The sequence below is a fragment of the Parabacteroides sp. AF21-43 genome (genome assembly GCF_003635435.1).
GTDB lineage: Bacteria > Bacteroidota > Bacteroidia > Bacteroidales > Tannerellaceae > Parabacteroides > Parabacteroides distasonis.
The window spans coordinates 81,696-107,801 of sequence record NZ_QTMG01000013.1 but is presented as its reverse complement, the minus strand read 5'-3'; the positions used below and the strand labels follow the sequence as shown (position 1 = coordinate 107,801).

Genomic DNA, 26,106 nt, shown 5'->3' with positions numbered 1-26,106 from the left:
CAATCTACGGGGTTTTCCTTGGAGGAAGTGAATGACCTTGAGAACCTTATCCGCAAGGAGGAGATTAAGAATTAGAAGTGGATGATGCGGATTGATGGTGTTAATAGAATCCGAGTCTGATAAATACAGTATGACTGATAAGGGGCAGGCTTACACAAGTCTGCCCCTTGCTGTCTTTATAAAGTGTCGGTGTTCCTATCACCTTCTTTGAAATGAATAGGTGTTCTTATCAATCAAGGATAGTTGGTAGGTTTACCCTTTAAAGTTGAAACTCACACCTATCGTGCTAAGAAATGTTATAATCTATTTTTGTGATGCAAATTAAAAGTGAAAGGGATGAATAGGAGAGAACTCGTGAAAACATTGGCTGATAAATTGTCGGTTACGCAAGCGGAGGCGATGCGCTTTGTTCAAGCTTGGGAAGAGACTACAACAGAGGCTTTGGAAAGTGATGGTTCTTTGATGCTATTGGGCTTTGGGACGTTCTCCGCTTGGGAACAAACCGAACGGATCGGCAGAAATCCTAGGAATGGAGTGGCTTATATGATAAGAGCTCGTAGAAGCGTGAAGTTTAAGCCTGGTAAGTTATTACTTAAACGGTTGAATGCGAGCTTGTCGAAGTGAAGGCATTCATGAATGTATAATAAAAACGAAAAAATATTCGATATGAAGAGAATTCTTTTCCTAGTCCTGCTCTTGGTAGCTACGACAGGCGTTTACGGCCAGAAGTTCGCGGTGAAGTCGAACTTGCTCTATGATGCGACTGCTACGATCAACTTGGGCGTAGAGGTTGGCTTGGCGAAAAAGTGGTCGCTAGATCTATCCGGCAACTATAATGGATGGAAGTTTGGCGATGAGGCTCGTATGAAACATTGGCTGGTACAACCAGAAGCTCGTTATTGGTTGTGCGAGAAGTTCAACGGACATTTCTTCGGCTTGCATGCGCACTATGCGGATTACAATGTTGGAGGTCTGAAGTTCTTGAGCAAGAATATGGAGAATCATCGGTATCAAGGTAATTTGTATGGAGCCGGACTTTCTTATGGCTATCAGTGGTTGTTGAGCGACCGGTGGAGCATGGAAGCCGTGCTGGGTATTGGTTGGGCGCATCTGGATTATGATAAATATCCTTGTGCCACTTGCGGAACCGTATTGAAAAGCGATACGAAAGATTATTTCGGGGTTACGAAAGCCGCTATTTCTATTATTTATTTTATTAAATGACCCAAGCGATGAACAAGAAGATAAATACATATATGATGGCGGCTATGATGGCCGTCGTGTCTCCGGCAATCATGGGACAGACTGCCTCGGATGGGGTTAAAGTGATTTGTAACGACGTGGTACAGAAGGGCGACTCGGTGTATATCGATGCCGTGGTGACGGTAAGTGGCGATGCGGTGAAATCCCGTAGCTATTTGGAACTGACCCCCGTCTTGGAGTCGGCTTCGCAAAAAGAGGGGCTTCCTTCTATTTTGGTGAACGGACGTATCCGCCAGAAAGTATATAACCGTGAGGTCGCTTTAGATAATTTGAACGACGTACCTCATTATACTATCTTGAAAGCCGATAAGGAAGATCAAGTGGTAAGTTATAAAACCGCCGTGCCTTTTGAGGATTGGATGAAAGACGCACGTGTCGTGTTAGACCCGAATCTATGCGGTTGCGGTAAGGAAGAGGCCGGTAGTCCGTTATTGATCGCGGACAAGATTCGTCGTCGTCCGGATAAGCGCTATGAGGTTCAGCCTACATTCTCTTATATCACGCCGATGGCAGAGACGGAGAAGCATCGTGCGGAAGTTGGTACGGCTTTCTTGGACTTCCAAGTGGGTAAATATCAGATTCTTCCTGATTTCCGTAATAATGCGGTGGAGTTGGCGAAGATCAATAATACGATCCGTACCGTTACAGAGGATAAGAACGTGAAACCGACAGGTATCGTACTGAAAGGATATGCCTCACCGGAAGGCTCTTACGCTAGTAATAAGAAATTGGCGGATAATCGTGTCAAAGCGTTACGTGACTATATCCGCCAGAAGAATGACTTCAAGGCTGATTTTTTCACGATGAGCTCGGAACCGGAAGATTGGGTCGGTTTTAAGGAAAAGGTAGAGGCCGATCCGAATGTGCCGAATCGTAGCGAGGTATTGGCGATTATCGATAGCTCGGATGATCCGGATCGCAAGGAGGCTAAGTTACGTGCCTTGGGTGGTGGCGCCGCTTTCCGTTATGTGTTGAAAGATATTTTCCCTTCGTTACGTCGTTCGGAATATAAGATTGATTATACGGTGCGTGAGTTTACGGTGGATGAGGGGCGTGAGATCATCAAGACTCGTCCGCAACAGCTAAGTTTAGGGGAGATGTTCGCGGTGGCTAACAGCTATGAGATCGGTAGTGACGAATATGATAATGTATTTGATATTGCTGTCCGTATGTTCCCGAATGATCCGGTAGCGAATCTTAACGCTGCGAATATCGCTATGGGCAAGGGTGATTATGCTTCCGCTAAGAACTATTTGGCGAAGGCGGGGAACGCTCCGGAGGCGGTTCACGCAAAAGGAGTGTTAAGTATGTTGACCGGTGATTTGACAGAAGCGGAGACCCTATTGAAGCAGGCTCAGGATATGGGTGTAAAGGCCGCGGCGATAAATTTAGAGGAATTGCGCAAGAAAATAGAGGATAATGCGGTATTTGATAGTTTCAACGCTGTAAAATGATAGCTATTCCTCCCTAGGTATAGGGCAGAAGGCACTTAATTTGTAAATGTCATGAAGACAAATATTAATAATAATTTCTTTTATATGGAACAAGCATCAGATGTAGTAGAGTTGGTTCTGCCTCATGAGGTAGATAATCCAAACAGTGTCTATCTGTATCTGGAAGGAGATGCTTGGTGCGCATACGAACGTTCAGCCTATTATCTGACTCAGATGGAGGTACCGGTTGTATTAAAGAAAGAAGTGATCCGCAGCGACTATGATGTGGTCTTACTGAAGGCTTTTTTCGCCGTGAATGATATGTATTTGCCGCTTTCTCCCACGGCTGTGCTGAAGTTGGTTGCCGACGATAAGCTACAGTTCCAGATAAGGGATAGGGTAGAAGGTTTTTCCGAATGGAAAGAGAATGAGTTAAAAAAATTATCTGCTTGATAAGGAAGCGAACGCTTCTTATTTAAGCATGTAAAGTTGAGGGGTGTAAGGGTCCTGGAAAGTAGTGATACTTTTCAGGACTATTCTTTTGTATGGGATGCCTCCCTGTAAATGATTACCCGGCAATCCGGGGAGAGAGTGACGGTGAATTGGTCTCCCAAAGCCTCGTTGAGAGTTCCTTGCCACCATGAGGTGAGCTTTCGCCGGCGAATGGGCCAACGGAGTCCTTCCGTACTAATCTCTCCTTCGGGATAAAGAACGAAAATGGAGATTTGTTGTCCCGGATAAGAAGCGAAGGTTGTTGTTTTTAAGATAGGAGTGAAAAGGCCATAGTCGGATAACATCTCCACCTGCGTGAATAAGTGGGCATAGTCCATAAGAAGGGATATATTTCCCAATGTATGATCCTCACGCAATCCGGTAGCTCCTAATATGAGAACTTCTCGATAGCCTTGGGTATGGGCGAAACGGACGGATTTGGTGAGGTCGTTGATCTCTTGGTCCTCTACATGATGGATTCGGTCTGCGTAGCGTTCGCGCAGGCCGGCGGGTATGCTGTCCAAGTCTCCTACGATAGCGTCCGGATGAATACCCTTTTCATAAAGTGTCTTTACGGCTCCATCACAAGCGATAATCGTTTTCGCTTCCTTTAATAATCTCAAGGGTAACTCAGCGGAAGGAAATCTCCCATTCGCTACGATCACACATCCTCCTTCCAGACTTTCCATATTATCTCCCATAATTCAAAATTCATAATTCAAAACTCTTCCCCTTTCTTCCGCCAATTGTAATAGCCTACTATGGCTAGTGTCGCATAGCAAAAATAGAGTAGCATCGTCGGATACAAGCCCCGAAGGTAATAAAGATATACGGAAACGAGGTTTACGATTACCCAAAAAATCCAATGCTCGATAATTCGCCTTGCCAGCATCCAAGTAGCGACAATGCCTACCGACGTGGTGAACGCATCGCCTACGGGGATGGGAGAGTCCGTGAATTGATGAAGGAGATACCATAAGATGGCGAATACAACGGCCAATGTTCCGATAATCCCCACGAAAAGCGGAAGGCTCAGATGGGTGTATAGGATACGGTCGGAGGGAAGACTGTCGTTTTCCTTGTGTGTCTCATGTTTCTTCCGGGTCCATTGATAGAAACCGTATATGCTGATTCCTACGTAATAGGTTTGCAATCCCATGTCCGCATAGATCTTAGCGGACAGGAAGACAAATACATACACGAGGGAGGTGAGGAATCCCACCACCCACATGGCCTTATGTTGTTTAATCTCTAGAAAGAGATAGAGTAGACCGGTTATTACTCCGAAGTATTCTAGCCAAACCATTTTAGTAATTGAAAATTAAGTTAGAATTTGAAGGTGATCCTGGCCATGGCGTTCGTGCCAGCTTGGGTGAAATAACCGTCATCCTTTTTACGTGTGCCGTTTTCGATATACGAGTATACCCATGCGTTGGTCTCGTACTTCTCGTTGAAGAGGTTGTTGATAGTCACGTCTAGGGTTATTTCTTTCATGAACTTAGGCTGGAAGGCGTAACCGATACGTAGGCTATTGATAAAGTAGGGATCGATGGAACGATCCTTGCTGCTTGAATTGTCTATGTATTGGCGGCCTACTACTTGCGAGTTGAAACTAGCGATAAATCCTTTGTAAGCGAAATCGAACATGCTGTTTGCGATTAGGTCTGGGGAGAAAGCGATATTCGTTGTACCTAGATCGTTGATCTCTTGTACTCCGGTATCCCAGTTATCCACGTATTCCACGAAATGCTTGATTTTATTTTGGCTGAGGGTTACGTTTGCGTTCCAATTCAGCCAAGAGGTGATTTGTACACCTCCGGTAAGCTCGATGCCCATTCGGTAGCTATCCTTTATATTGGAAGTGAGGGCCTCGCCGATCTCGCTGATCTTGCCGGTCAGGATCAATTGGTTGTTGTAATCCATGAAATAGAGATTGGCTCCAACCCGGAAACGGTTGTTACCAAAACTATAACCGGCCTCGTAATCATATAAGGTCTCGTGGGTAGGACGTTCTTCGGGGCCTGCCTCCGTGAAATTGTCACGGTTCGGTTCCCGATTTGCGACGGAGAAAGAGACGAATGCGTTATGGCCGTTATTATGGAAGTTTATACCGGCTTTCGGGTTGAAGAAGTTCCAGTTCTTATGAATGTCCAGCTCTTCCTCGGCTTTGTCATCGTTTCCCTTAATGGTGTAATGGATCCCACGGTATTGTAAGTCCAGATAGCCGGTGAAAAGAGGGGAAAGACGTTGGGTCAATTTCGCGTATGCGTTGTAGTCTAATTTCTTACCGGTATTGCGGTAATATTCGTAATCCGGTTGTGGCAAGACGTTTGCGCTTTTGGTCCACATTACCCGGCCAAAATGGTCGCCTACATAGTTGTTGACGGCGGTTCCCAGCGTAAGGCGGGTGTTGTCATGTTGATAGTTCGCGCTATAAACGGCTCCATAGAAATAATTGTCGAGCCATTTACGGCGCACAAGGTCCGTCTTTTTTACGGTATTACCCTCCGGATCGATATATTCCGGTAGCTTATAACTGCTGAATTTGGCTTTCGATTTATAATCCTCGTAATATCCGTTACCATCGGTGTAATGAAGGGTCAGGTTCATATTCCAGAAATCTCCGATACGCTGGCTGGCCATTAAATGGTAGTTGTGTTGCCAATAATTATCCGTCTGATTGTTATAAAACTTCTTCACTCCATCTTCCTCATATTCTCCGCATGGATTATAGCTACGATCTGTGTCAAGTAAATAAGACGGAACACCGTTCCATGCTTGATAGGTCTTCTCGCTGTTTCCGAAGGCTTGGAATTTAATCAATGTATTATCGGCATAGAAAGCGGCGGAGGCATAGTAAGAGCTCATACGGGCGGAGGCACGATCGATAAAGCCGTCGCTACGGATATTGGAGTAGCGGGCGTCGAAAGCGAAATGATCGTAAAGTAATCCGGTACCGCCTTTTACCGTATGCTTCAGCGTACCGAAAGAACCTGCTGATACGGAATATTCGCCGTAAGGCTTTAAGGACGGTTTCTCGGTCTGCATGGCGACTGTAGCGCCAAAAGCTGCGGCTCCGTTCGTAGAGGTTCCGGCGCCTCGTTGGATCTGGATCGATTCTACCGAGGAGGCTATATCGGCCATATTAGCCCAGAATACGGTATGAGACTCGGAGTCATTAACCGGTACGCCATTGATCGTGATATTGATACGGTTTGCGTCTGTACCCCGGATACGAAAACCGGAGTAACCTATACCTGTTCCGGCATCCGAGGTCATGATAACAGACGGGGATTGGGAGATAAGGAATGGGATACCTTGCCCGTTGTTCCGGCTGCTTAGCTCTTGTTTGGAGATGTCGCTATAAGCTACCGGGGTTTCTTTCCCGACTTTGGTAGCGGTAATAACCACTTCATCCAAAGATACGTCTTTTGAGATTTTCAAGGAGTCGACCGGACTGGGCATTTGCGCCTTGACGGTTGTAGCTAGCAAGGAGCCGGCCAAGATAACCAATACATTTTTCATCTTTTCATCTTTTTGCTTTAAAACTAAATAGATGAATAGAAAGGATGGGAGAAGCATGAATCCCTACGACAGCATTACCTGTACAGGTTCTATGGGTATGATCTCAGCCCGCTCCTTTCGTGAAGGATTTTGCGAGCACCCCTTCGTATTCGGCAGCAAAGATAGGCATAAAAGTGTTAATAAATATTACTATCAATAGTAAATCAGATTTCTATAGATATTAATTCTGATTACTATGGATAGTAATCCGGTTTGTGTCGTATTAATTTTTTCTGTAAAAAGATGAGGATATTTTGAGAACTCATTGATTTTTTGTATATTTGCGGGCGATTAAGTGAAGTTGAGGAGGGGGCGGGTAGTCCCCTTCTTTTGTTCTTAACAGATATGTGTATGATAGAAAAGAAAGTGGTAAGCCAATTAATAGAGGAAAAACTAGCCTCTTCAAGCAATTATTTAGTAGACGTGGTGATTAAACCGGGAAACCTGATAGTCGTTGAAATTGATAACGATGAAGCGGTAAGCATTGATGATTGCGCCGAGTTGAGCCGGTATTTGGAGGAGCATCTGGATCGTGACGTCGAGGATTATGAGCTGGAGGTTGGCTCCGCCGGCATTACTTCTCCTTTCAAGGTACTTCGCCAATACGTCAAGAACATCGGAAACGAGGTGGAGATGCTGTTGAAAAACGGCTCGAAGCTGACCGGTGTGTTGAAATCTGCCGACGAGAACGGTGTGGTTGTCTCTGTCGAGAAGAAGGTGAAACCGGAAGGCGCTAAGCGGAAGGTGACTGTGGTGGAGGATGAGTCGTATACATTTGATGAAATAAAATATACAAAATACTTAATAAGATTCAAGTAAGATTATGGCCAAGAAAGAGGAAACAATCAGTATGATTGACACCCTTGCGGAGTTCAAGGAGTTGAAGAATATCGATAAAGATACGATGATTAGCGTTTTGGAAGATTCGTTCCGTAACGTGATCGCCAAGATGTTTGGCACGGATGAGAACTATGACGTGATTATCAACCCTGAGAAAGGTGATTTCGAGATCTGGAGAAACCGTACGGTTGTGGCTGATGATGAACTGGAGGATGAGAACTTGCAGCTTACGTTGACGGAGGCCCGTAAAATCGATGCCGACTGTGAGGTGGGCGAGGAAGTGACCGACGAGGTGCATTTCGCAGACTTCGGACGCCGTGCGATCTTAAACTTGCGCCAAACTTTGGCTTCAAAGATACTTGAATTGCAGAAAGACAGCTTGTACGCTAAGTATAAGGATAAAATCGGCCACATCATCGCCGCTGAGGTTTATCAGGTGTGGAAGAAAGAAATCCTGTTGCTGGATGACGATGGTAATGAGTTGCTACTGCCGAAATCCGAGCAAATCCCGACCGATTTCTATCGTAAGGGAGAGACCGTACGTGCGATCGTTCAACGTGTGGATAACTATAATAACAACCCGAAGATCCTTCTTTCCCGTACGGATAAGGTCTTCTTGCAACGGTTGTTTGAGTTGGAGGTTCCGGAGATTAATGACGGCTTGATTACGATTAAGGCTATCGCCCGCATCCCGGGAGAGCGTGCCAAGGTGGCTGTCGAGTCATACGATGACCGTATTGATCCGGTAGGCGCTTGCGTAGGTATGAAAGGCTCTCGTATCCACGGAATCGTTCGCGAGTTGAGAAACGAGAACATTGATGTGATTAATTACACCTCAAATCTCTCTTTGTTTATCCAGCGTGCCTTAAGCCCGGCTAAGATCTCTTCTATCCGTGTGAATGAGGAGGAAAAGAAAGCTGAGGTTTATCTACGTCCGGAGGAGGTTTCTTTAGCGATCGGTAAGGGCGGTCTGAATATTAAGTTGGCTTGTATGTTGACTGAGTATACGATTGACGTATTCCGTGATATCGAAGGAGCGGACGAGGAGGATATCTACTTGGATGAGTTCTCCGACGAGATCGACAGCTGGGTGATCGACGCACTGAAGAATATAGGATGCTATACGGCGAAGAGCGTCCTTGCTATGGACCGCAATGAGATTATTGAACGTGCCGATCTGGAAGAACAGACCGTGGACGATCTTTTAGCTATCTTATCTGCGGAATTTGAAGATGAAGGTAACGAATAAGTATTACGACAAAGTTAGATATGCCTATAAAATTAATTCAAGTACAGAGAAAATTGAACGTGGGAATCAACACGGTGGTTGAGTTCCTGCACCGGAATGGGTTCTCGGTTGAGGATAATCCCAACACGAGGATCAGTGATGAACAGTATGCTTTGCTCGTAAAAGAGTTTGGAAAGGATCTGCCAGAGAAAGATCGTAATTTTGCGGCGGATCGTATGCGGAAAGAGGTTCCTTCTGTGAAAGAAGAGAAGACCGCGGAAATAAAGACAGTGATACCGGAAGAATTCAGACCTAAGATCGTAATGAAGGGTCATATCGATTTGGATGGTGGACAACATAAAAAACAGCAGGAAGAGCCGAAGGCTAAAGAGGAGCCGAAGGTGAAAGAAGAGCCTAAGGTAAAGGAAGAGCCGAAAGTGAAGGAAGCGCCTGCCGCTCCCGCTGCTCAAGCTCCTGTTAAACCCGCGCAGCCTGCGCAGGCTCCCACGGAGAAAAAAGAAGAAAAAGTTATAGTAGTGGAAGTGGAAAAAGAAAAAACCGTAGAGAAGCAACCGGTTGTTGCGGAACCTAAGGTGGAAAGTGTGAAACCGGAACAGGAAGTAGAGAAGACCGAGGAAAAGGATGATAATCTTTTCCGTTTGAACTCGGTTAAATTGGAGTCAAAGATCAAGGTAACCGGTAAGATTGACTTGGATGCGCTTAACCAATCGACTCGTCCGAAAAAGAAAACGAAGGAGGAGAAGCGGAAAGAGCGTGATGAGAAGCAAAAGTTTAATAACAATCGGCCGGGTAATAATAGCAACGGTCCGGGCGCTCCTCATAAGAGTCCGAATTCGCCGACTTTGATTAAACCGAACGCTCCTGCTAAACCGGGTGAGGAAGGTGACGCTAAGAAGAAGCGTAAACGTATCAAGAAAGATCGGGTAGACGTGAATAATACGCCGGGTACGAATTATCCGCGCCCGAATCGTGACGATCGTCCGAATAACGACCGTAAGCCTCGCTTGAAGAAGCCGGTGAAAGCGGAAGTTAGTGAAGAGGATGTTCAAAAGCAGATCAAGGAGACTTTGGCTCGCTTGACCAACAAGAATAATAAGAATAATAAGGGGGCTAAATACCGTCGTGATAAACGTGACGCCGCTGTGAAACGTGAGCACGAGTTGATGGAACAGGAAGAACTGGAAAGCAAGGTATTGAAGCTGACCGAGTTCGTTACGGCCAACGACTTGGCGAACATGATGGACGTATCTGTAACGGAGGTTATCGGTACTTGCATGAGCATCGGCCTTATGGTTTCGATCAATCAGCGCCTGGATGCGGAGACGATCAATATCGTGGCTGAGGAGTTCGGTTATAAGACTGAATATGTAAGCGCGGATGTTGTCGAGGCGATCAACGCTGATGAGGAAGATGATAACGAGGAGGATTGGGTAGCCCGTCCGCCTATCGTAACGGTGATGGGACACGTTGACCATGGTAAGACTTCTTTATTGGATAATATCCGTAGCGCGAACGTAATCGCTGGTGAGGCTGGTGGTATCACGCAGCATATCGGAGCCTACAACGTGAAGTTGCAGAATGGCCGCCGTATCACGTTCTTGGATACTCCGGGTCATGAGGCGTTTACCGCTATGCGTGCCCGTGGCGCGAAGGTGACGGATATCGCGATTATTATCGTGGCCGCTGATGATAATGTGATGCCTCAGACGATTGAGGCGATTAATCACGCTTCGGCTGCCGGTGTTCCTATTGTTTTCGCTATTAATAAAATCGATAAGCCACATGCTAATCCTGAGAAGATCAAGGAGGAGTTGGCGAATATGAATTACTTGGTGGAAGACTGGGGGGGTAAGTACCAGAGTCAAGAGATCTCCGCTAAGAAAGGTATCGGTGTCGAGGAGTTGTTGGAGAAGGTACTGTTGGAGGCCGACCTGTTGGATTTGAAAGCGAATCCGAAAAAACGTGCGGTTGGTTCTATCATCGAGTCTTCTTTGGACAAGGGACGTGGCTATGTATCTACCATATTGGTGGAGAACGGTACGTTGAAGATGGGAGATATCGTTTTGGCGGGAACTCATCAAGGACGTATCAAAGCGATGTTCAACGAGCGTAATCAACGGGTGGAGAAGGCTGGTCCTTCCGAGCCGGTATTGATCCTCGGTTTGAACGGTGCTCCTCAGGCCGGTGATACATTTAATGTATTGGAGACTGAGCAAGAGGCGCGTGAGATCGCTAACCGTCGTGAGCAATTGCAGCGTGAGTTAGGTCTTCGTACGCAGAAGATGCTTACCTTGGATGATATCGGACGTCGTATCGCCGTGGGTAACTTCCAAGAGTTGAACGTGATCGTGAAGGGTGACGTGGATGGCTCCGTAGAGGCTTTGTCCGACTCCTTGATCCGTTTGTCTACCGAGGAGATTCAGGTGAATGTAATTCATAAGGCGGTTGGTCAGATTTCCGAGTCGGATGTGGTTTTGGCAGCGGCTTCGAACGCTATCATTATCGGATTCCAAGTTCGTCCGTCTTTGCAAGCACGTAGAAACGCCGAGAAGGAAGGTGTAGAGATCCGTTTGTACTCTATCATCTACGATGCGATCGAGGAGGTGAAGAGCGCTATGGAAGGCATGCTTTCTCCGGAGATCAAGGAGGAGATTACCGCTTATGTGGAAGTTCGGCAGGTATTCAAGATCACCAAGGTCGGTACGGTTGCCGGATGTATGGTTAAGGAAGGCAAGATCAAGCGTACGAACAAGATCCGCTTGATACGTGACGGTATCGTGATTTATGCCGGCGAGCTAGGCTCTTTGAAACGTTTCAAGGACGATGCGAAAGAGGTCGTGGCTGGCTTGGATTGCGGTTTGAATATTACGAACTTCAACGATATCCAAGTGGGCGATATGATCGAGGCTTACGAAGAGACAGAAATTAAGAAGACGTTATAACGATGAACTGGTTGGACATTACATTGCTATGTCTGGCAGGGATAGGATTTGTGAAAGGCCTGTTTGATGGAATCATCAAACAGGTTGTTTCGCTTATAGCCCTAGTGATCGCGATCTTTTTCTGCGGAAAAGCGGCGGCTTGGCTGAAAGGATATATCTTGGCGTTGGGTTGGTTTCCGGAAGAAGGGGTTACGATCTTGAGTTATATAGCGGGTTTTATCTTGATTATGGGGGTATTTATCCTAGCGGGTGAACTGGTTACCAAGGTGGTAGGGGCGACACCGTTGAGCGTTATCAACCATTTGTTTGGTGGTTTTTTCGGGTTGCTGGTCGTTTTGGTCTTTACCAGTTTGCTGTTGAACGCGCTGGAGTTCGTGGATCGCGGATCGGTCTTGATTCATCGCCAATCAAAGATAGAATCTCGTTTTTATTATAGCGTGAAGCAAATAGTACCAACAATTTTCCCACATAATTTGTTTTCATTAGGAGAATGAAGGGCTTTTATCAATGGTTAATTTTTAATTATGCAGGATTCAAATCATATAATTAATGAGGTAACGAGCGGAGATTATAAATACGGCTTCGTTACCGATATTGATACGGAGGTGATCCATCGTGGATTAGACGAGGAGACGGTCCGTATTATCTCTGCCAAGAAGAACGAGCCGGAATGGTTACTCGAGTTCCGTTTGAAGGCTTTTCGCCATTGGCAGACGTTGGAGATGCCTACATGGCCTCACTTGAATATCCCGCCGATCGATTATCAGGACATTATCTATTATGCCGCCCCTAAGAAAAAAGAGGGACCAAAGAGCTTGGATGAGGTAGATCCTGAGTTGTTGAAAACATTCGATAAACTGGGTATTCCTTTGGAAGAACAGAAGCATTTAAGCGGAATGGCGGTAGACGCCGTGATGGATAGTGTTTCCGTGAAGACTACTTTCAAGGAGAATCTCGCGGAGAAGGGGATTATTTTCTGTTCGTTCAGCGAGGCTGTACAACATCATCCGGACTTGGTGCAGAAGTATTTGGGCAGCGTGGTTGGTTATCGTGATAATTTCTTCGCCGCCTTGAATTCGGCCGTGTTCTCGGACGGTTCGTTTGTTTATATACCGAAGGGCGTACGTTGCCCGATGGAGCTGAGTACGTATTTCCGTATCAATGCCGCTAATACCGGACAGTTCGAGCGTACCTTGATTGTCGCTGACGATGAGGCGTATGTAAGTTATCTGGAAGGATGTACGGCGCCGATGCGTGACGAGAACCAATTGCATGCCGCTATCGTGGAGATCGTGGCGAACGAGCGTGCTGAGGTGAAGTATTCTACCGTACAGAACTGGTATCCGGGTGATAAGGAAGGTAAAGGCGGTATCTATAACTTCGTGACGAAACGAGGTTTGTGCAAAGGTGAGGGTAGCAAGATCTCTTGGACGCAAGTAGAGACCGGTTCGGCGATCACTTGGAAATATCCGAGCTGTATCTTGGCGGGTGATAACTCGGTAGGTGAGTTTTACTCGGTTGCCGTGACCAATAATTACCAACAGGCCGATACGGGTACGAAGATGATCCATCTGGGTAAGAATACGAAAAGTACGATCGTATCCAAGGGTATCTCTGCCGGTCATAGCCAGAATAGCTATCGGGGATTGGTAAAGGTGTCCGCCCGTGCGGAAGGCGCCCGTAACCATAGCCAATGCGATAGTTTGTTACTAAGCTCTACTTGTGGAGCTCATACGTTCCCTTACGCTGATATTCAGAATGAGACGGCGATCGTGGAGCATGAGGCTACGACGAGTAAGATCAGCGAGGAGCAATTGTTCTACTGCCAGCAACGGGGTATCTCGGTAGAAGAGGCTGTCGGTTTGATCGTGAATGGATATGCCCGTGAGGTAATGAATAAGTTACCGATGGAGTTCGCCGTCGAGGCTCAGAAATTACTAACGATCTCGCTGGAAGGCAGCGTAGGATAGAATAATTTTCAATTTTCAACTTTCAATTTTCAATTAGAAAAGATGTTAGAGGTTAAGAATTTACATGCCAACGTAAATGGCAAAGAGATATTGAAAGGTATCAACCTGTCGGTGAAAGCGGGTGAGGTACATGCTATCATGGGACCGAACGGTTCCGGAAAAAGTACGTTAAGTAGTGTATTGGTAGGTAATCCCGCTTTTGAGGTAACGGAAGGAGAGGTTATCTTCAACGGTAAGAATCTGCTGGATCTTTCTCCCGAGGATCGTAGCCGTGAGGGTATTTTCTTGAGCTTCCAATATCCGGTCGAGATCCCGGGAGTTAGTATGGTGAACTTTATGCGTGCGGCGTTGAACGAGCACCGTAAATATAACGGTCTAGAACCGGTTTCGGCTACGGACTTCTTGAAATTGATGCGTGAGAAGCGTGCGATCGTCGAGCTGGATAATAAACTAGCCAGCCGTAGCGTGAACGAAGGTTTCTCCGGTGGAGAGAAAAAGCGGAACGAGATCTTCCAAATGGCGATGTTAGAGCCGAAATTGGCGATCTTGGATGAGACGGATAGTGGTTTGGATATCGATGCCTTGCGTATCGTAGCGCATGGCGTGAACCAGTTGAGGACTCCGGAGAATGCCGCTATCGTAATCACGCACTATCAGCGTCTGCTGGATTACATCAAGCCGGATGTGGTTCATGTGCTTTACAAAGGCCGTATCGTGAAGACCGCCGGTCCGGAATTGGCCTTGGAACTGGAAGAGAAAGGTTACGACTGGATCAAGAAAGAGATGGGAGATGAGTAATATGAAGGCCGAGCAACAATATATCGATCTTTTCGCCCAATGTGAGGATCTGGTATGTCGTCATAGTACGCCGGTGATGAATGCCCTTAGGGCTGATGCCTTGGCGAACTTTGAGCGACTCGGATTCCCCTCCACGAGAAGCGAGGATTATAAATATACGGATGTAGCCCAAGCGTTCGCTCCGGATTACGGTTTGAATATCAACCGGGTCGCTATCCCGGTGAATCCTTATGACGTGTTCCGTTGTGACGTGCCGAACCTGAGCACATCGTTATACTTTGTCGTGAACGATACGTTTTACGATAAGGACTTACCGAAAGCGCATTTGCCGGAAGGCGTGTATGCTGGAGGGTTGAAGGCTTTTACGGAGCAATATCCGGAGATCGCTTCCAAGTATTACGGAAAGGCGGCGCCGAGTAGCAAGGATGGTATTATCGCGTTGAATACGATGTTAGCCCAAGATGGTTTCGTGGTGTATGTACCGAAAAATGTCGTAGTTGAGCGTCCTATCCAATTAGTGAATATATTCCGTAATGATGTGGATACGATGGCGAACCGTCGTGTTCTGGTGATTATGGAACCTCATTCGGAAGCGAAGCTATTGGTTTGCGATCATAGTATCGACGACGTGAAATTCTTGGCGACTCAAGTGGTTGAGATTTTTGCGGAGGAAGGTGCTCGCTTTGATTATTATGATTTGGAAGAAAGCAGCGAGTCTACGACCCGTTTCTCTTCCGTACACGTAAAGCAGGCGGCCTCGACCAATGTCTTGATAAACGGTATTACGTTGACGAATGGCTTGACTCGCAACAATTATTATGTGGAACTGAATGGCGAGTATGCCGAGTCTACCTTATGCGGTATGTCCGTTCTGGACAAGGAGCAACAGATGGATACCTATAGCCATATTACCCACGCGGTCCCGAATTGTACCAGCAACGAGTTGTTCAAGAACGTACTGAATGATCATGCCGTAGGTGTCTTCAGCGGACGTATCTTGGTGAAAGAGGATGCCCAGAAGACCGCCGCTTACCAGACGAACCGTAATCTGTGCGCTACCCGTGAGGCACGTATGTATAGCAAGCCGCAACTGGAGATTTATGCGGATGATGTAAAATGCTCGCACGGTATGACGACCGGTCAGTTAGATGAGAACGCTTTGTTCTATATGCAAAGCCGCGGTATCCCGCGTGACGAGGCCCGTATGTTATTGAGCGTGGCTTTCACTTCCGACGTGATCGACCATGTACGCTTGGAGGCGTTGAAAGACCGTTTGCATAAACTGGTAGAGAAACGTTTCCGCGGTGAACTGGCTAAATGCGCCGGTTGCCGGATTTGTAAATAATCGCAAATAAGAAGAAAACAGTAATCAGACATGGATTATCCCGACGATAATGTAGGGAACCATGTCTGATTTTTTTATATCTTTGGCAGTGACAAATTAAAACCACCAACTTATGCAATTAACACACATCGCTTTGTGGACGAATCATCTGGAACGTTTACGGGATTTCTATGTAAAGTATTTCAATGGTAAGAGTAACGAGAAATATGTGAATCCAAAGAAAGGGTTCGCCTCTTATTTCGTCTCTTTCGAGAGTGGCCCCGCTTTGGAGATCATGCAACGGCAAGATATTACTGAGGCTTACGACAAGGATCATATCGGCTTGGCTCATCTGGCCTTTCATGCGGATACGAAGGAGCAAGTGGATCAAATGATCGAACGTTTCCGGATGGATGGATACACGATCGCCGGTGAGACCCGCACTTCCGGGGATGGTTACTATGAGGGTGTAATCCGAGATCCTGACGGAAATATAGTAGAGATCGTCGCTAACGGGGAGCCGGAGATACAAGTAGCTTTATTCCCTCCTTATGAGTTATTGCTGGAAGCCGATCCGGATCGGGAGAAAGTAGAGGCTTACCTAAAGGATTCGGATTGCTTTATCGCTACGGTACGAAATTCCGTTGCCGGCGTGATCGTGGTTCGCAAGGAGGAGGGTGGCAAGGCGGAGATCATGAATCTTGCCGTGGCGGATATCTTCCGTCGGCGAGGAATCGCCCGGAAACTATTACGGCATGTATCTAATAAATGGGCTCCGGCTCAAGATGTCGAGCTTTTGCGTATTTGCACCGGAACCTCAGCCGCCGGCCCGATGATGCTTTATCAACAGGAAGGCTTTGACTTGGTAGCCGTAGATCGCGATTATTTCGTACGGAACTATGCCGAGCCTATCTGGGAGAACGGCATTCAATGCAGGCATCAATTGATTCTTGAAAAGAGATTAAAATAGTATATATGAAAAGAAAATCGGGAGGTTTAAGAGGCCTCCCGATTTAATTATTAGTAATCTATAAATAGGTCCCCGAATGAAAAATCATCGGGGCTAATGGTATCACATTTCCAGCACGAAGATCCCTTTTGGTGCCAAGGATAATTCGTCTCCCAATGGAATCTCCTTTCCGGTTAATATCTCTTTTCCGGAGGTTTTACCTCGCAATACTTCCGCATAGCGGGCCAACGGGAGGTTCACCTCCTTATCGCTGCCATTCATCAAGACCAATACGCTCCGGCCATCCAGACTGCGCTCGTAAACATAGACACCTTGGTTCACCATGAAATGTTTCATCTTGCCCTTAGCGATTATATCGTTGCCCTTGCGCCATTTCAATAAAGTCCGGAGGAAATTCCATGCGTCATTTTGCACCTCGCTGCGACCGGATGCCTCGAATTGATTCACCTTGTCGCCGGGCCAGCCACCGGGAACATCCAAGCGGATATATCCGTCTCCCTTCTCCTTGGTGCCGTTCATTAACAACTCCTGCCCGTAATAGAGCTGGGGAATACCGGGGATCGTCAACAAGAATGTCACCCCTTGCTTGAACGCGTACAAATCATCGACAGACTTAGGCATGGAGGGAAGAAAACGATCCGTATCATGGTTCTCCAAGAAACGCAATACGTTATAGATATCGGGATATACATAATCATAACACATATGCTCGAAGATCGTATGCAAGCCTCCGGAATACCCAGTCTCCTCATGGAACGCCTTGCTCGCGATACCCATCAAGCGGAAATCCATTACCGATTTCAGCTCGGTATCCTGTCCGAAGTTCAACCGGCTGCCTTTCTGCCAATAAGCGGAACCGATCGTGTAGTTCATCCACGCCTCGCCTACGATGTTATACTCCGGATACTCGTTCATGACCTCCGTACACCAATTCCGCATCATGTCCACGTCGGCATACGGATACGTATCTTGACGGATACCATCCACGCCGCAATACTCGATCCACCAGATAGAGTTCTGGATAAGGTATTTGGCTACATGTGGGTTCTTTTGGTTCAAGTCCGGCATGCTCGGGACAAACCAGCCGTTCAGCATCGTCTCCTTATCATAATCCGACACGTAAGGATCGAAATAAGCCTCTTTATCGTGGTTGGTCTGCACGTAGTTATCGAGATTATTAAACCAGTCGTGGCTAGGGATATCTTTCATCCAAGGATGATCGCTTCCACAATGGTTGAAGATCATATCCATTACGACACGCATGCCCCGCTCGTGTGTCTTCTCGATCAAGCGGACGTAATCCTCGTTCGTGCCGAAGCGTGGGTCTACCCGATAATAATCCGTCGTGGCATATCCATGATAAGAGCCTCCCTCCATGTCATTCTCCAATACCGGGTTCAGCCAGATAGCGGTAACGCCCAGATCTTCGATATAATCCAAATGCTGTTCGATACCGGCCAAGTCGCCTCCGTGACGGGCGTTCGGGCTGTTACGGTCTACCTTATAAGCGGTACGCATCGGGATTTGATCGTTCGAGGGATCTCCGTTCGCGAAACGATCCGGCATGATGAGATAAAGCACGTCGGAAGAGTCAAACCCCTTGATCCGATCGGCGTTCGGTTTACGGGCCTTCAACTCATACGAGTAATTGAAACTCTTTTTGTCCTTCGTGAACGTGATATCAAACCTGCCGGGCTTGGCCTTTTCCACGTCCAGATAGATCAATAGGTAATTCGGGCTTTCCAACGCTACCGAGCTTTTCAACTGTACGCCGGGATATTTCACGCTAGGGAGATATCCGGCGATATCCTTACCATACACCATCAGCTGGAGTTCCGGGTTCTTCATACCGCTCCACCAGAAGGCCGGCTCGATTTTAAGGTTATCGGCTGAAAGCGTACTGGAAGCGAAAAGGGCCAGTAAAAGGCTCAAGAATAAATGTCTGTTCATGATATATGTTTATTGATTTATATGACAAGGTTGTACATACGCGAAGATAGAAGGATTCCATTGATAATAACACGTTTCCGCCCAGCGAAAAGAGAATAAAAATCACGCGAACGTTTGCGAACCCTCGTAAATTAAGACTATCTTTACTGCCTAAATCTAATCAACTAATTCAAATGATAAAAAGTCTAATTGTATCCATGCTTCTGACAGGTTGCGTTTCCTCCCTGTCCGCACAACAAAGTTTTTGGAAAGAAGATTTCTCTGCCGGGAAATTACCCGACGGCTGGATGATTGTCGATTCGACGAAATCGGCAAAGTGTGAATGGATTGTTACCGATCAGCCTTATCCCGGTTCTTTCCAGTTTGAGCAACAAGCGCCTCCCATCGCCTCTACGAGTCGTGGCTATCATATGCAATTCCGGCCGGGCGTAGTCACCGGGGAGGAGATCACGAAGTGGAATCAACGGGAGGAATACCCGAACGGCTATTTCCAGACTAGCGCTATCGATTGCGCGGGAAAGAACGATGTGGTGTTGAAATTCCAACACTTGTTTCGTTGGAATAATTGGTTCACCGGAAAACGTGCCGGCCTTTGGGTTGGCGTCAGCAACGACGGGGTGAATTGGAAAGAGTATAACGTGATGGATAAGATCCCCGCCGCTACCCAGCTTCACGCCCCGGTGAATGAGGAGATCAACATCAGCGAGGTAGCCGCAAACCAGAAAACTGTCTACTTGCGTTTCTTCTGGCGGGATATCTTCTCTTGGTATTGGATGGTCGATGATATTGAGCTGACAGAGCCTTTCGCACATGATTTGGCTTTGGAGAAAGTGACCTCACACCAAGAAACCGGGAATACGTTCACGAAGGAAGACGTGTTGAAAGTGAAGCTGAAGAACGTTGGTTCCCAGCCCGTAGACGAGGATTTCACGGTAACCGCCTCCTTGAACAACGGTCAGAAACTAACCGCCACGGTAACCGCCTCCGGGCATCCGATCGCTAAACAAGAGGAATATGAGGTAGCTTTCCCCGCTACCGACCTAACCCAGATGGGCTCCTATAAAATAGAGTTCGCTATCCAATACCCGAAGGATGAGCGTTCGTCAAACAACGTATTAAAAGCGAACCTGTTCGCCGCCCGTATGAACTTGGGTAAGTTGACGAAGTTCAATAAGATCAGCAACACGGAATATGAGTTCGTCTCCGGGTACGCTAAGGTTAAGTTGATGTTTTACCGGGATGATATCTTCCGTATCTGGTTGGCACCGGATGGGGAATATACCAATCCGGCGGCAAACTCGATCGTTGTGGATTATGGGGTAAAGAACCCGAGAGTCTCCATGGCCGACAACGGCAGCTATTATAAGTTCACGACTCCCCAATGTGTCGTACGTGTCTATAAGAACCCTATTCGTTTCGCCATGTATGACAAGAATAACCGTGCCGTGATCTACGAGGAGGCCGAACCACTTGCCTTCGGACTGAAAACGACCCAAACGATGCGCCGTAGCGGTGATGAGGATTTCTACGGTTGCGGTATGCAACAAGGTAATTTCTCATACGCCGGGAAGGAAGCGGATATCGAGGTGACCGGTTGGGATGAGGATCAATCCTCTAACCCGGCTCCCTTCTATATGTCCACGAAAGGATATGGCGTATTCCGCAATACGTTTGCCCCGGGCCATTATGCCTTCAACGGCACGGAGATGCTGGACAAGAACTATGATGATGGCTTTAAGCTGATGGGCTTCACCAGTCAGTTGACGCATAACGAGAATCGCTTTGATGCGTTCTACTTCTACGGCCCTTCCTTGAAAGACCTATTGAACGACTATACGGATATCACCGGAAAACCTTTTATGCCGGCGATGTGGATGCTTACGATGGGAGACGCCGACTGCTATAACAAAGGGGAACAGCGCACCGGATGGCCTCAATCCACCCCGGACGTAATCAGCCAAGTTGCTGATAAATATGTGGAATATGATATGCCCCGTGGCTGGATCTTGCCGAACGATGGCTATGGTTGCGGCTATGTGAAATTGGATTCTGTTGTGACGGAATTAGGTAAACGAGGTTTCCATACGGGCTTGTGGACAGAGAATGGTGTGGATAAGATTGCCTACGAGGTTGGTAAATGTGGTACCCGCCTGTGTAAATTGGATGTGGCTTGGGTTGGAGAAGGCTATGAGTTTGCCTTGAACGGCTGTAAATCCGCATTCGAGGGTATCGAGAACAATACGAACGAACGGGGTTTCGTATGGGCTGTTTGCGGTTGGGCCGGAACCCAGCGGTATTCTACGGTATGGAGCGGTGATCAAGTGAGCAACTGGGATTATATCCGTTACCATATCCCGACGATCACGGGTGCCGGCCTTTCCGCCATGAACGCCGCTACTAGCGATGTGGACGGTATCTTCGGCGGTTCCCCGAAAACCTATACCCGCGACTTGCAATGGAAGGTCTTCACCCCGATCTTTATGACCATGAGCGGCTGGGCGGATGCCGACCGTCAGCCTTGGGTATATGGGCATCCGTACACGGATATCAACCGTAAATTCCTAAAGCTGAAGATGCGTCTGAACCCGTACGCCTATACCTATTGCCATGAGGCGCATACGACCGGTGTACCGATGGCTCGTGCGATGGTACTGGAATTCCCGGATGACGTGGTTACCCGTGATACGACCACCCAATATCAATTTATGAGTGGCGAGTGGATGATGGTTGCTCCTGTATATACCCGTAAGAACGTACGCGATAGTATTTACTTCCCTGCCGGAGAATGGTACGACTATTGGACCGGAAAGACATACGAGGGTGGCAAGTGGTTGGATAAATATGAGGCTAAACTGGATATTTGCCCGGTATTTATCCGTCAAGGCGCCATTATCCCGATGTACCCGGATATGAATTATGTCGGCGAGAAACCTGCGGATGTCTTGACCTTGGACTTATATCCCTACGGAAACACCTCTTTCAATTTATATGAAGACGACGGTCTCACCCGTGATTATAAGAAAGGCGAATTTGCCCGTACCTTAATCTCTGTTTCCTCCCCAAAAGGTGAGAAAGGCACGATCACCGTGGATATAGCGAAAGCGAAAGGAGATTATAAAGGACGTTACCAAGAGCGTACTTACCTATTGGATGTCCGCTCAGAATCCAGCCCGTCAAACGTAACCGTAGCCGGGAAGCCGCTATCTGCCATCTCCCCCGAAGCGTTCAATGCCGGACAAGAAGGCTGGTACTTCGATGCCTCGGACCGTATGGGAAGGGTTAAGGTACGGACGAACCGCTTGTCTACGAATCAAGATCAGAAGATTGTAATTGGTTTCTAACACTTCTATTTATTTTAAAGGTATATGAAAACACAATTGACTTTATGTATATCCGGGACATTGACGCTTATCGGAATGTCCGGTTGCGAAAAAACTCCGGAGCGTCCTATGAATGTTGTGTATATCTTAGCGGATGATTTAGGATATGGAGATGTTGGCTGTTATGGCCAACAGATTATCAAGACTCCCAATATAGACCGGATGGCGAAGGAGGGAATGTTGTTTACGCAGCATTATGCCGGATGTACGGTGAGTGCCCCTTCCCGTTGTTCCTTGATGACCGGATTGCATACGGGACATACGCAAGTCCGGGGAAACCGGGAGATCACGCCCGAAGGCCAACAGCCGATGCGGGAGGATACCTATACGTTGGGTAAATTAATGAAATCGGCCGGTTATACGACCGGTATCTTTGGTAAATGGGGGTTGGGAAATCCGGGCTCTGTCTCCATTCCTAATAAGATGGGTTTCGATGAGTTTTATGGATATAATTGCCAACGGCAGTCGCATTCCTTCTATCCGGATCATTTATGGCATAATGAGGAGAAGGTTCTTTTTCCTGAAAACGAGAACAATGCTTGCAAGACATATTCACAAGATTTGATTCATGAGCAAGCATTGAAGTTCATCCGGGATCATAAGGAGCAACCGTTCTTTGCGATGCTTACTTATACGCTGCCTCATGCGGAATTGAATCTTCCGCATGATTCTATTTATAAGATGTACGAGAACTCATTCGAGGAGACTCCTTATATTGGTAAGTTTGATAAAGTGTATGGCGGTTATAACACCTCGGAGAAGCCCTTGGCCTCCTTTGCCGCCATGGTCTCCCGGTTGGATAAATACGTGGGGGATGTAATGGCTGAATTGAAAGAGTTGGGTTTGGATAAGAATACGATCGTGATTTTTACCAGCGATAACGGCCCACATCATGAAGGTGGAGCTGATCCCGATTTTTTCAAGAGCTACGGACCTTTCAGGGGGATCAAACGGGATGTATATGAAGGAGGTATCCGTATACCTATGGTGGCATGGTGCCCGGGTACGATCAAGGCCGGAGCTCAATCGGATCATATAAGCGCATTCTGGGATGTCATGCCGACATTGGCAGAACTTACAGGTACGGTCTTGCCCGAGCAGACGGATGGAATCTCTTTCTTACCAACCTTGTTATCAAAGAAAAATCAACAGGCCCATGATTATTTATATTGGGAATTTCACGAGTTGAATGGCCGGGAAGCATTGCGCTCCGGTAAATGGAAACTAATCCGGCAACCGATCGTGGGTGAAACTATATTGGAACTGTATGATTTAAGTAATGATATACATGAGGATACGAATCTAGCGGAGAAGTATCCCGATAAGGTAAAAGAACTAGTATCCTTAATGGACAACGCCCGCACAGAGTCTCCGTACTTTAACTTTGGAAGAGAAAAGTAAACGTGCGAGAAGAGAATAAAGTGTAGGCGTAATATCTGTTAGGTAATGATAAAAAAGGCTTTCTTTCAGCGAGAAAGCCTTTTTTTTGTATCTTTGGCTCTCGTAATTTTAAGACAAAAAGAAGTAAGACTATGTTAGACGTTCAAGCGATCCGAAAAGACTTTCCGATCTTGGATCATAAGATATACGATAAACCGCTGATATATTTCGATAATGGCGCTACTACCCAGAAACCTCGTCAAGTGGTAGAAAAGATAGAGAATGGATATTATAACGTAAACGCCAATATCCACCGAGGCGTACATTTCTTGAGCCAAGCGGCGACAGAGGCGCATGAGGAGGCTCGCAAAACGGTACAGCATTTCTTGAATGCCCGTTCCTCGAATGAGATTATTTTTACCCGGGGAACTACGGAATCCATTAATTTGATCGCTTCCAGCTTTACGGATGAATGTATGTCGGCAGGGGATGAGGTGATCGTGTCCGTGATGGAGCATCATTCCAATATCGTTCCTTGGCAGATACAAGCGGCCCGGAAAGGTATTACGTTGAAGGTGATCCCGATGAATGAGAAAGGGGAGTTGAATCTGGATGAGTATCGTAAATTATTCTCGGATAAGACTCGTTTGGTTTCCGTGACTCATGTGTCTAATGTCTTGGGTACGGTGAATCCGGTAAAGGAGATGATCGAGATCGCTCATGAACAAGGCGTACCGGTGTTGGTAGACGGGGCTCAAGCCGTTCCGCATATGAAGGTGGATGTGCAGGACTTGGATGCGGAGTTCTATGTTTTCTCTGGTCATAAGATTTACGGACCGACGGGTATCGGGGTCTTGTATGGTAAAGAGGAGTGGTTGGATAAACTTCCTCCGTATCAGGGAGGAGGCGAGATGATCGCTACGGTCTCGTTCGAGAAGACAACTTTTAATGAGCTTCCCTTTAAGTTTGAGGCGGGAACTCCGGATTATATTGGTAGCACGGCGTTGGCGGAAGCCTTGCGGTATGTAGACCGGATCGGTATAGAGAATATAGCTGCTTATGAGGATGAGCTTTTGCGATATGCGACCGCTGGATTAAATACGATCGAAGGGATGCGTATTTTCGGACAAGCGGATCATAAAGGAGCGGTGCTTTCTTTTTTGGTGGGTAATATCCATCATTACGATATGGGGATGTTGCTGGACCGTTTGGGAATAGCGGTTCGTACAGGGCATCATTGTGCCCAGCCTTTGATGCATGCCTTAGGGATCGAGGGGACGGTGCGGGCGTCTTTCTCCTTTTATAATACGAAAGAGGAGATCGATACGTTCATCGCAGGTGTGGAACGAGTTCGGAAGATGTTTTGAGTATGATGTATTATATTAAGAAATATCCGTTTTCACTGGCGATTATATTGATCGTTATTTACTTGTCGTTCTTTAAGCCGCCGAGGATGGATGATATCCCTTTATTCCCGGGTGTGGACAAGGTGGTTCATTTCTGTATGTATGGGGGGATGTCGGGTATGCTATGGCTGGAGTTCTTGCGGAATCACCGGAAGTATGAGACGGTATTATGGCATGCTTGGATCGGGGCGGTTTTATGCCCGATCGTTATGAGTGGGATTATTGAGATATTGCAAGAATATTGTACGACGTACCGGGGTGGGGATTGGTTTGATTTCTTGGCGAATACTTGCGGGGTGATCGCCGCTACGGCATTCGCTTGGTTCGTGCTTCGCCCTTGGATTGTGAAGGATTTGAATAGTTAAAATTACGATGCCCATTCAATGGAGCTTATGATGGGCATTTAAAGGTGCTTACGATGCCCATTGTAAGGATGCTTGAATGAGCATCGTAAGCATGTGGCGTGTTTTACGATAAAAAGAGATAGATACATGTTATTACCCTATATGGAAACCGGGCGTATAGAGGCTGGGTGTGATGAGGCGGGAAGAGGCTGCTTGGCGGGTGCGGTATTCGCCGCCGCCGTGATTCTTCCGGAAGATTTTAAGAATGAGGATTTAAACGATAGCAAGCAATTAAGCGAGAAGAAACGGTATAAGCTTCGTCCCGTTATCGAGCGTGAGGCGATCGCTTGGGCGGTAGGTATCGTTAGCCCGGAAGAGATCGATAAGATTAATATTTTGAAAGCCTCTTTCTTGGCCATGCATCGTGCGATCGAGCAATTGAAAGTACGGCCGGAACATTTATTGATCGATGGAAACCGTTTTACCCCTTATCCCGATATTCCACATACGACCGTAGTAAAAGGCGATGGCAAATACCTGAGTATCGCCGCCGCCTCTATATTGGCTAAAACCTATCGGGATGATTATATGAATGAATTGGCCTTGGAATACCCCGCTTATCATTGGCTGGACAATAAAGGTTATCCTACCAAGGTCCACAGGGAAGCGATTCGTACCCACGGAATCACGCCTTATCATCGCAAGACTTTTACGCTCTTACCGGAGCAGCTTACACTCGGTTTTTAATACGTATATAGGCATAACCTTATGCGTATATACGTATGAGGCTATGCCTATATC

General features: G+C 46.9%; 21 protein-coding genes and 1 riboswitch. Of the genes, 17 read left to right on the top strand and 4 right to left on the bottom strand.

Features of this window, described 5'->3' with window-relative positions; translation table 11 throughout:
* Positions 1–336 precede the first annotated feature (336 nt).
* Genes DWX84_RS11225 through DWX84_RS11210 form a run of 4 tightly spaced genes read left to right on the top strand, consistent with a single transcriptional unit; the run spans position 337 to position 3,149 of the window.
* Entirely contained in the window at positions 337–624 is a 288-nt protein-coding gene (locus tag DWX84_RS11225; RefSeq protein WP_122297496.1) for an HU family DNA-binding protein, read from the top strand.
* A 42-nt stretch (positions 625–666) separates the two neighbouring features.
* Positions 667–1,224 (top strand): DUF3575 domain-containing protein, encoded by a 558-nt coding sequence (locus DWX84_RS11220; RefSeq protein WP_005859412.1) that lies wholly within the window; start codon positions 667–669, stop codon positions 1,222–1,224.
* Positions 1,225–1,232: 8 nt separating this feature from the next.
* Complete coding sequence (locus tag DWX84_RS11215; protein WP_122297497.1) at positions 1,233–2,717, top strand: DUF3868 domain-containing protein; 1,485 nt, start codon at positions 1,233–1,235, stop codon at positions 2,715–2,717.
* 51 nt (positions 2,718–2,768) lie between these two features.
* Complete coding sequence (locus DWX84_RS11210) at positions 2,769–3,149, top strand: hypothetical protein (RefSeq protein WP_008779217.1); 381 nt, start codon at positions 2,769–2,771, stop codon at positions 3,147–3,149.
* Positions 3,150–3,229: 80 nt separating this feature from the next.
* Here DWX84_RS11210 and DWX84_RS11205 read toward each other — a convergent pair whose 3' ends face one another.
* From DWX84_RS11205 to DWX84_RS11195, 3 genes are read right to left on the bottom strand one after another with little or no spacing between them, the layout of a single operon-like run.
* Positions 3,230–3,889 carry a thiamine diphosphokinase gene (locus tag DWX84_RS11205; RefSeq protein ID WP_121960651.1) on the bottom strand — a complete coding sequence of 220 codons (660 nt, stop codon included), beginning with the start codon at positions 3,887–3,889 and terminating at the stop codon, positions 3,230–3,232.
* A gap of 17 nt (positions 3,890–3,906) precedes the next feature.
* The gene (gene pnuC / locus DWX84_RS11200) at positions 3,907–4,494 is read right to left on the bottom strand and encodes a nicotinamide riboside transporter PnuC (protein ID WP_121960650.1); all 588 of its coding nucleotides are present in this window, start codon (positions 4,492–4,494) and stop codon (positions 3,907–3,909) included.
* Between the two features lie 20 nt (positions 4,495–4,514).
* On the bottom strand, positions 4,515–6,713 hold the full coding sequence (locus tag DWX84_RS11195) for a TonB-dependent receptor (protein WP_121960649.1): 2,199 nt from the start codon (positions 6,711–6,713) through the stop codon (positions 4,515–4,517).
* A gap of 42 nt (positions 6,714–6,755) precedes the next feature.
* Positions 6,756–6,866, bottom strand: a riboswitch (TPP riboswitch).
* Between the two features lie 237 nt (positions 6,867–7,103).
* On the opposite strand from DWX84_RS11195, the gene rimP reads away from it, so the two are divergent.
* The 8 genes from rimP (at position 7,104) to DWX84_RS11155 (ending at position 16,845) form a co-directional block, all read left to right on the top strand.
* Positions 7,104–7,571: a ribosome assembly cofactor RimP gene (gene rimP / locus DWX84_RS11190; protein ID WP_005859398.1), complete on the top strand. Its 468-nt coding sequence runs from the start codon at positions 7,104–7,106 to the stop codon at positions 7,569–7,571.
* Between the two features lie 4 nt (positions 7,572–7,575).
* The gene (nusA, locus tag DWX84_RS11185) at positions 7,576–8,841 is read left to right on the top strand and encodes a transcription termination factor NusA (protein ID WP_005859396.1); all 1,266 of its coding nucleotides are present in this window, start codon (positions 7,576–7,578) and stop codon (positions 8,839–8,841) included.
* Positions 8,842–8,861: 20 nt separating this feature from the next.
* Positions 8,862–11,783, top strand: coding sequence for a translation initiation factor IF-2 (gene infB / locus DWX84_RS11180; RefSeq protein ID WP_121960648.1), 2,922 nt, complete (start codon positions 8,862–8,864; stop codon positions 11,781–11,783).
* Between the two features lie 2 nt (positions 11,784–11,785).
* Entirely contained in the window at positions 11,786–12,277 is a 492-nt protein-coding gene (locus tag DWX84_RS11175) for a CvpA family protein (protein WP_005859392.1), read from the top strand.
* Between the two features lie 30 nt (positions 12,278–12,307).
* Complete coding sequence (gene sufB / locus DWX84_RS11170; RefSeq protein WP_005859390.1) at positions 12,308–13,753, top strand: Fe-S cluster assembly protein SufB; 1,446 nt, start codon at positions 12,308–12,310, stop codon at positions 13,751–13,753.
* A 42-nt stretch (positions 13,754–13,795) separates the two neighbouring features.
* A complete protein-coding gene (gene sufC, locus DWX84_RS11165) occupies positions 13,796–14,551 on the top strand; it encodes a Fe-S cluster assembly ATPase SufC (RefSeq protein WP_005859388.1) in 756 nt (251 codons plus the stop codon).
* Positions 14,544–15,896, top strand: coding sequence for a Fe-S cluster assembly protein SufD (gene sufD / locus DWX84_RS11160; RefSeq protein ID WP_048927152.1), 1,353 nt, complete (start codon positions 14,544–14,546; stop codon positions 15,894–15,896). The genes sufC and sufD overlap by 8 nt, the downstream gene beginning before the upstream one ends.
* A 112-nt stretch (positions 15,897–16,008) precedes the next feature.
* The gene (locus DWX84_RS11155) at positions 16,009–16,845 is read left to right on the top strand and encodes a GNAT family N-acetyltransferase (RefSeq protein WP_121960647.1); all 837 of its coding nucleotides are present in this window, start codon (positions 16,009–16,011) and stop codon (positions 16,843–16,845) included.
* Between the two features lie 102 nt (positions 16,846–16,947).
* On the opposite strand, the gene DWX84_RS11150 is transcribed toward DWX84_RS11155, so the two are convergent.
* Complete coding sequence (locus tag DWX84_RS11150; protein ID WP_008772777.1) at positions 16,948–18,795, bottom strand: glycoside hydrolase family 13 protein; 1,848 nt, start codon at positions 18,793–18,795, stop codon at positions 16,948–16,950.
* A 173-nt stretch (positions 18,796–18,968) separates the two neighbouring features.
* Here DWX84_RS11150 and DWX84_RS11145 point away from each other — a divergent pair, with 173 nt between their 5' ends.
* The 5 genes from DWX84_RS11145 to DWX84_RS11125 all read left to right on the top strand — a co-directional run bounded on the left by DWX84_RS11145 (position 18,969) and on the right by DWX84_RS11125 (position 26,052).
* Entirely contained in the window at positions 18,969–22,136 is a 3,168-nt protein-coding gene (locus DWX84_RS11145; RefSeq protein ID WP_122297498.1) for a TIM-barrel domain-containing protein, read from the top strand.
* A gap of 24 nt (positions 22,137–22,160) precedes the next feature.
* The gene (locus DWX84_RS11140; protein ID WP_005867593.1) at positions 22,161–23,576 is read left to right on the top strand and encodes an arylsulfatase; all 1,416 of its coding nucleotides are present in this window, start codon (positions 22,161–22,163) and stop codon (positions 23,574–23,576) included.
* Positions 23,577–23,707: 131 nt separating this feature from the next.
* Positions 23,708–24,922, top strand: a complete 1,215-nt coding sequence (locus tag DWX84_RS11135; protein WP_122143924.1) for an aminotransferase class V-fold PLP-dependent enzyme — start codon at positions 23,708–23,710, stop codon at positions 24,920–24,922.
* 2 nt (positions 24,923–24,924) lie between these two features.
* Complete coding sequence (locus DWX84_RS11130; protein WP_008777889.1) at positions 24,925–25,326, top strand: VanZ family protein; 402 nt, start codon at positions 24,925–24,927, stop codon at positions 25,324–25,326.
* Between the two features lie 126 nt (positions 25,327–25,452).
* Positions 25,453–26,052 (top strand): ribonuclease HII, encoded by a 600-nt coding sequence (locus tag DWX84_RS11125; protein ID WP_005859375.1) that lies wholly within the window; start codon positions 25,453–25,455, stop codon positions 26,050–26,052.
* The last annotated feature ends 54 nt before the right edge of the window (positions 26,053–26,106 follow it).

What these genes read in the sequence shown, in the direction of transcription:
- nusA (WP_005859396.1), top strand. Translation starts at nt 7,576, where the DNA reads ATGGCCAAGAAAGAGGAAACAATCAGTATGATTGACACCCTTGCGGAG.
- sufD (WP_048927152.1), top strand. Translation starts at nt 14,544, where the DNA reads ATGAGTAATATGAAGGCCGAGCAACAATATATCGATCTTTTCGCCCAA.
- DWX84_RS11125 (WP_005859375.1), top strand. Translation starts at nt 25,453, where the DNA reads ATGTTATTACCCTATATGGAAACCGGGCGTATAGAGGCTGGGTGTGAT.
- infB (WP_121960648.1), top strand. Translation starts at nt 8,862, where the DNA reads ATGCCTATAAAATTAATTCAAGTACAGAGAAAATTGAACGTGGGAATC.
- DWX84_RS11210 (WP_008779217.1), top strand. Translation starts at nt 2,769, where the DNA reads ATGAAGACAAATATTAATAATAATTTCTTTTATATGGAACAAGCATCA.
- DWX84_RS11215 (WP_122297497.1), top strand. Translation starts at nt 1,233, where the DNA reads ATGAACAAGAAGATAAATACATATATGATGGCGGCTATGATGGCCGTC.
- DWX84_RS11175 (WP_005859392.1), top strand. Translation starts at nt 11,786, where the DNA reads ATGAACTGGTTGGACATTACATTGCTATGTCTGGCAGGGATAGGATTT.
- DWX84_RS11155 (WP_121960647.1), top strand. Translation starts at nt 16,009, where the DNA reads ATGCAATTAACACACATCGCTTTGTGGACGAATCATCTGGAACGTTTA.
- DWX84_RS11135 (WP_122143924.1), top strand. Translation starts at nt 23,708, where the DNA reads ATGTTAGACGTTCAAGCGATCCGAAAAGACTTTCCGATCTTGGATCAT.
- DWX84_RS11150 (WP_008772777.1), bottom strand. Translation starts at nt 18,795, where the DNA reads ATGAACAGACATTTATTCTTGAGCCTTTTACTGGCCCTTTTCGCTTCC.
- rimP (WP_005859398.1), top strand. Translation starts at nt 7,104, where the DNA reads ATGATAGAAAAGAAAGTGGTAAGCCAATTAATAGAGGAAAAACTAGCC.
- DWX84_RS11195 (WP_121960649.1), bottom strand. Translation starts at nt 6,713, where the DNA reads ATGAAAAATGTATTGGTTATCTTGGCCGGCTCCTTGCTAGCTACAACC.
- DWX84_RS11220 (WP_005859412.1), top strand. Translation starts at nt 667, where the DNA reads ATGAAGAGAATTCTTTTCCTAGTCCTGCTCTTGGTAGCTACGACAGGC.
- DWX84_RS11225 (WP_122297496.1), top strand. Translation starts at nt 337, where the DNA reads ATGAATAGGAGAGAACTCGTGAAAACATTGGCTGATAAATTGTCGGTT.
- DWX84_RS11140 (WP_005867593.1), top strand. Translation starts at nt 22,161, where the DNA reads ATGAAAACACAATTGACTTTATGTATATCCGGGACATTGACGCTTATC.
- DWX84_RS11205 (WP_121960651.1), bottom strand. Translation starts at nt 3,889, where the DNA reads ATGGGAGATAATATGGAAAGTCTGGAAGGAGGATGTGTGATCGTAGCG.
- sufC (WP_005859388.1), top strand. Translation starts at nt 13,796, where the DNA reads ATGTTAGAGGTTAAGAATTTACATGCCAACGTAAATGGCAAAGAGATA.
- sufB (WP_005859390.1), top strand. Translation starts at nt 12,308, where the DNA reads ATGCAGGATTCAAATCATATAATTAATGAGGTAACGAGCGGAGATTAT.
- pnuC (WP_121960650.1), bottom strand. Translation starts at nt 4,494, where the DNA reads ATGGTTTGGCTAGAATACTTCGGAGTAATAACCGGTCTACTCTATCTC.
- DWX84_RS11130 (WP_008777889.1), top strand. Translation starts at nt 24,925, where the DNA reads ATGATGTATTATATTAAGAAATATCCGTTTTCACTGGCGATTATATTG.
- DWX84_RS11145 (WP_122297498.1), top strand. Translation starts at nt 18,969, where the DNA reads ATGATAAAAAGTCTAATTGTATCCATGCTTCTGACAGGTTGCGTTTCC.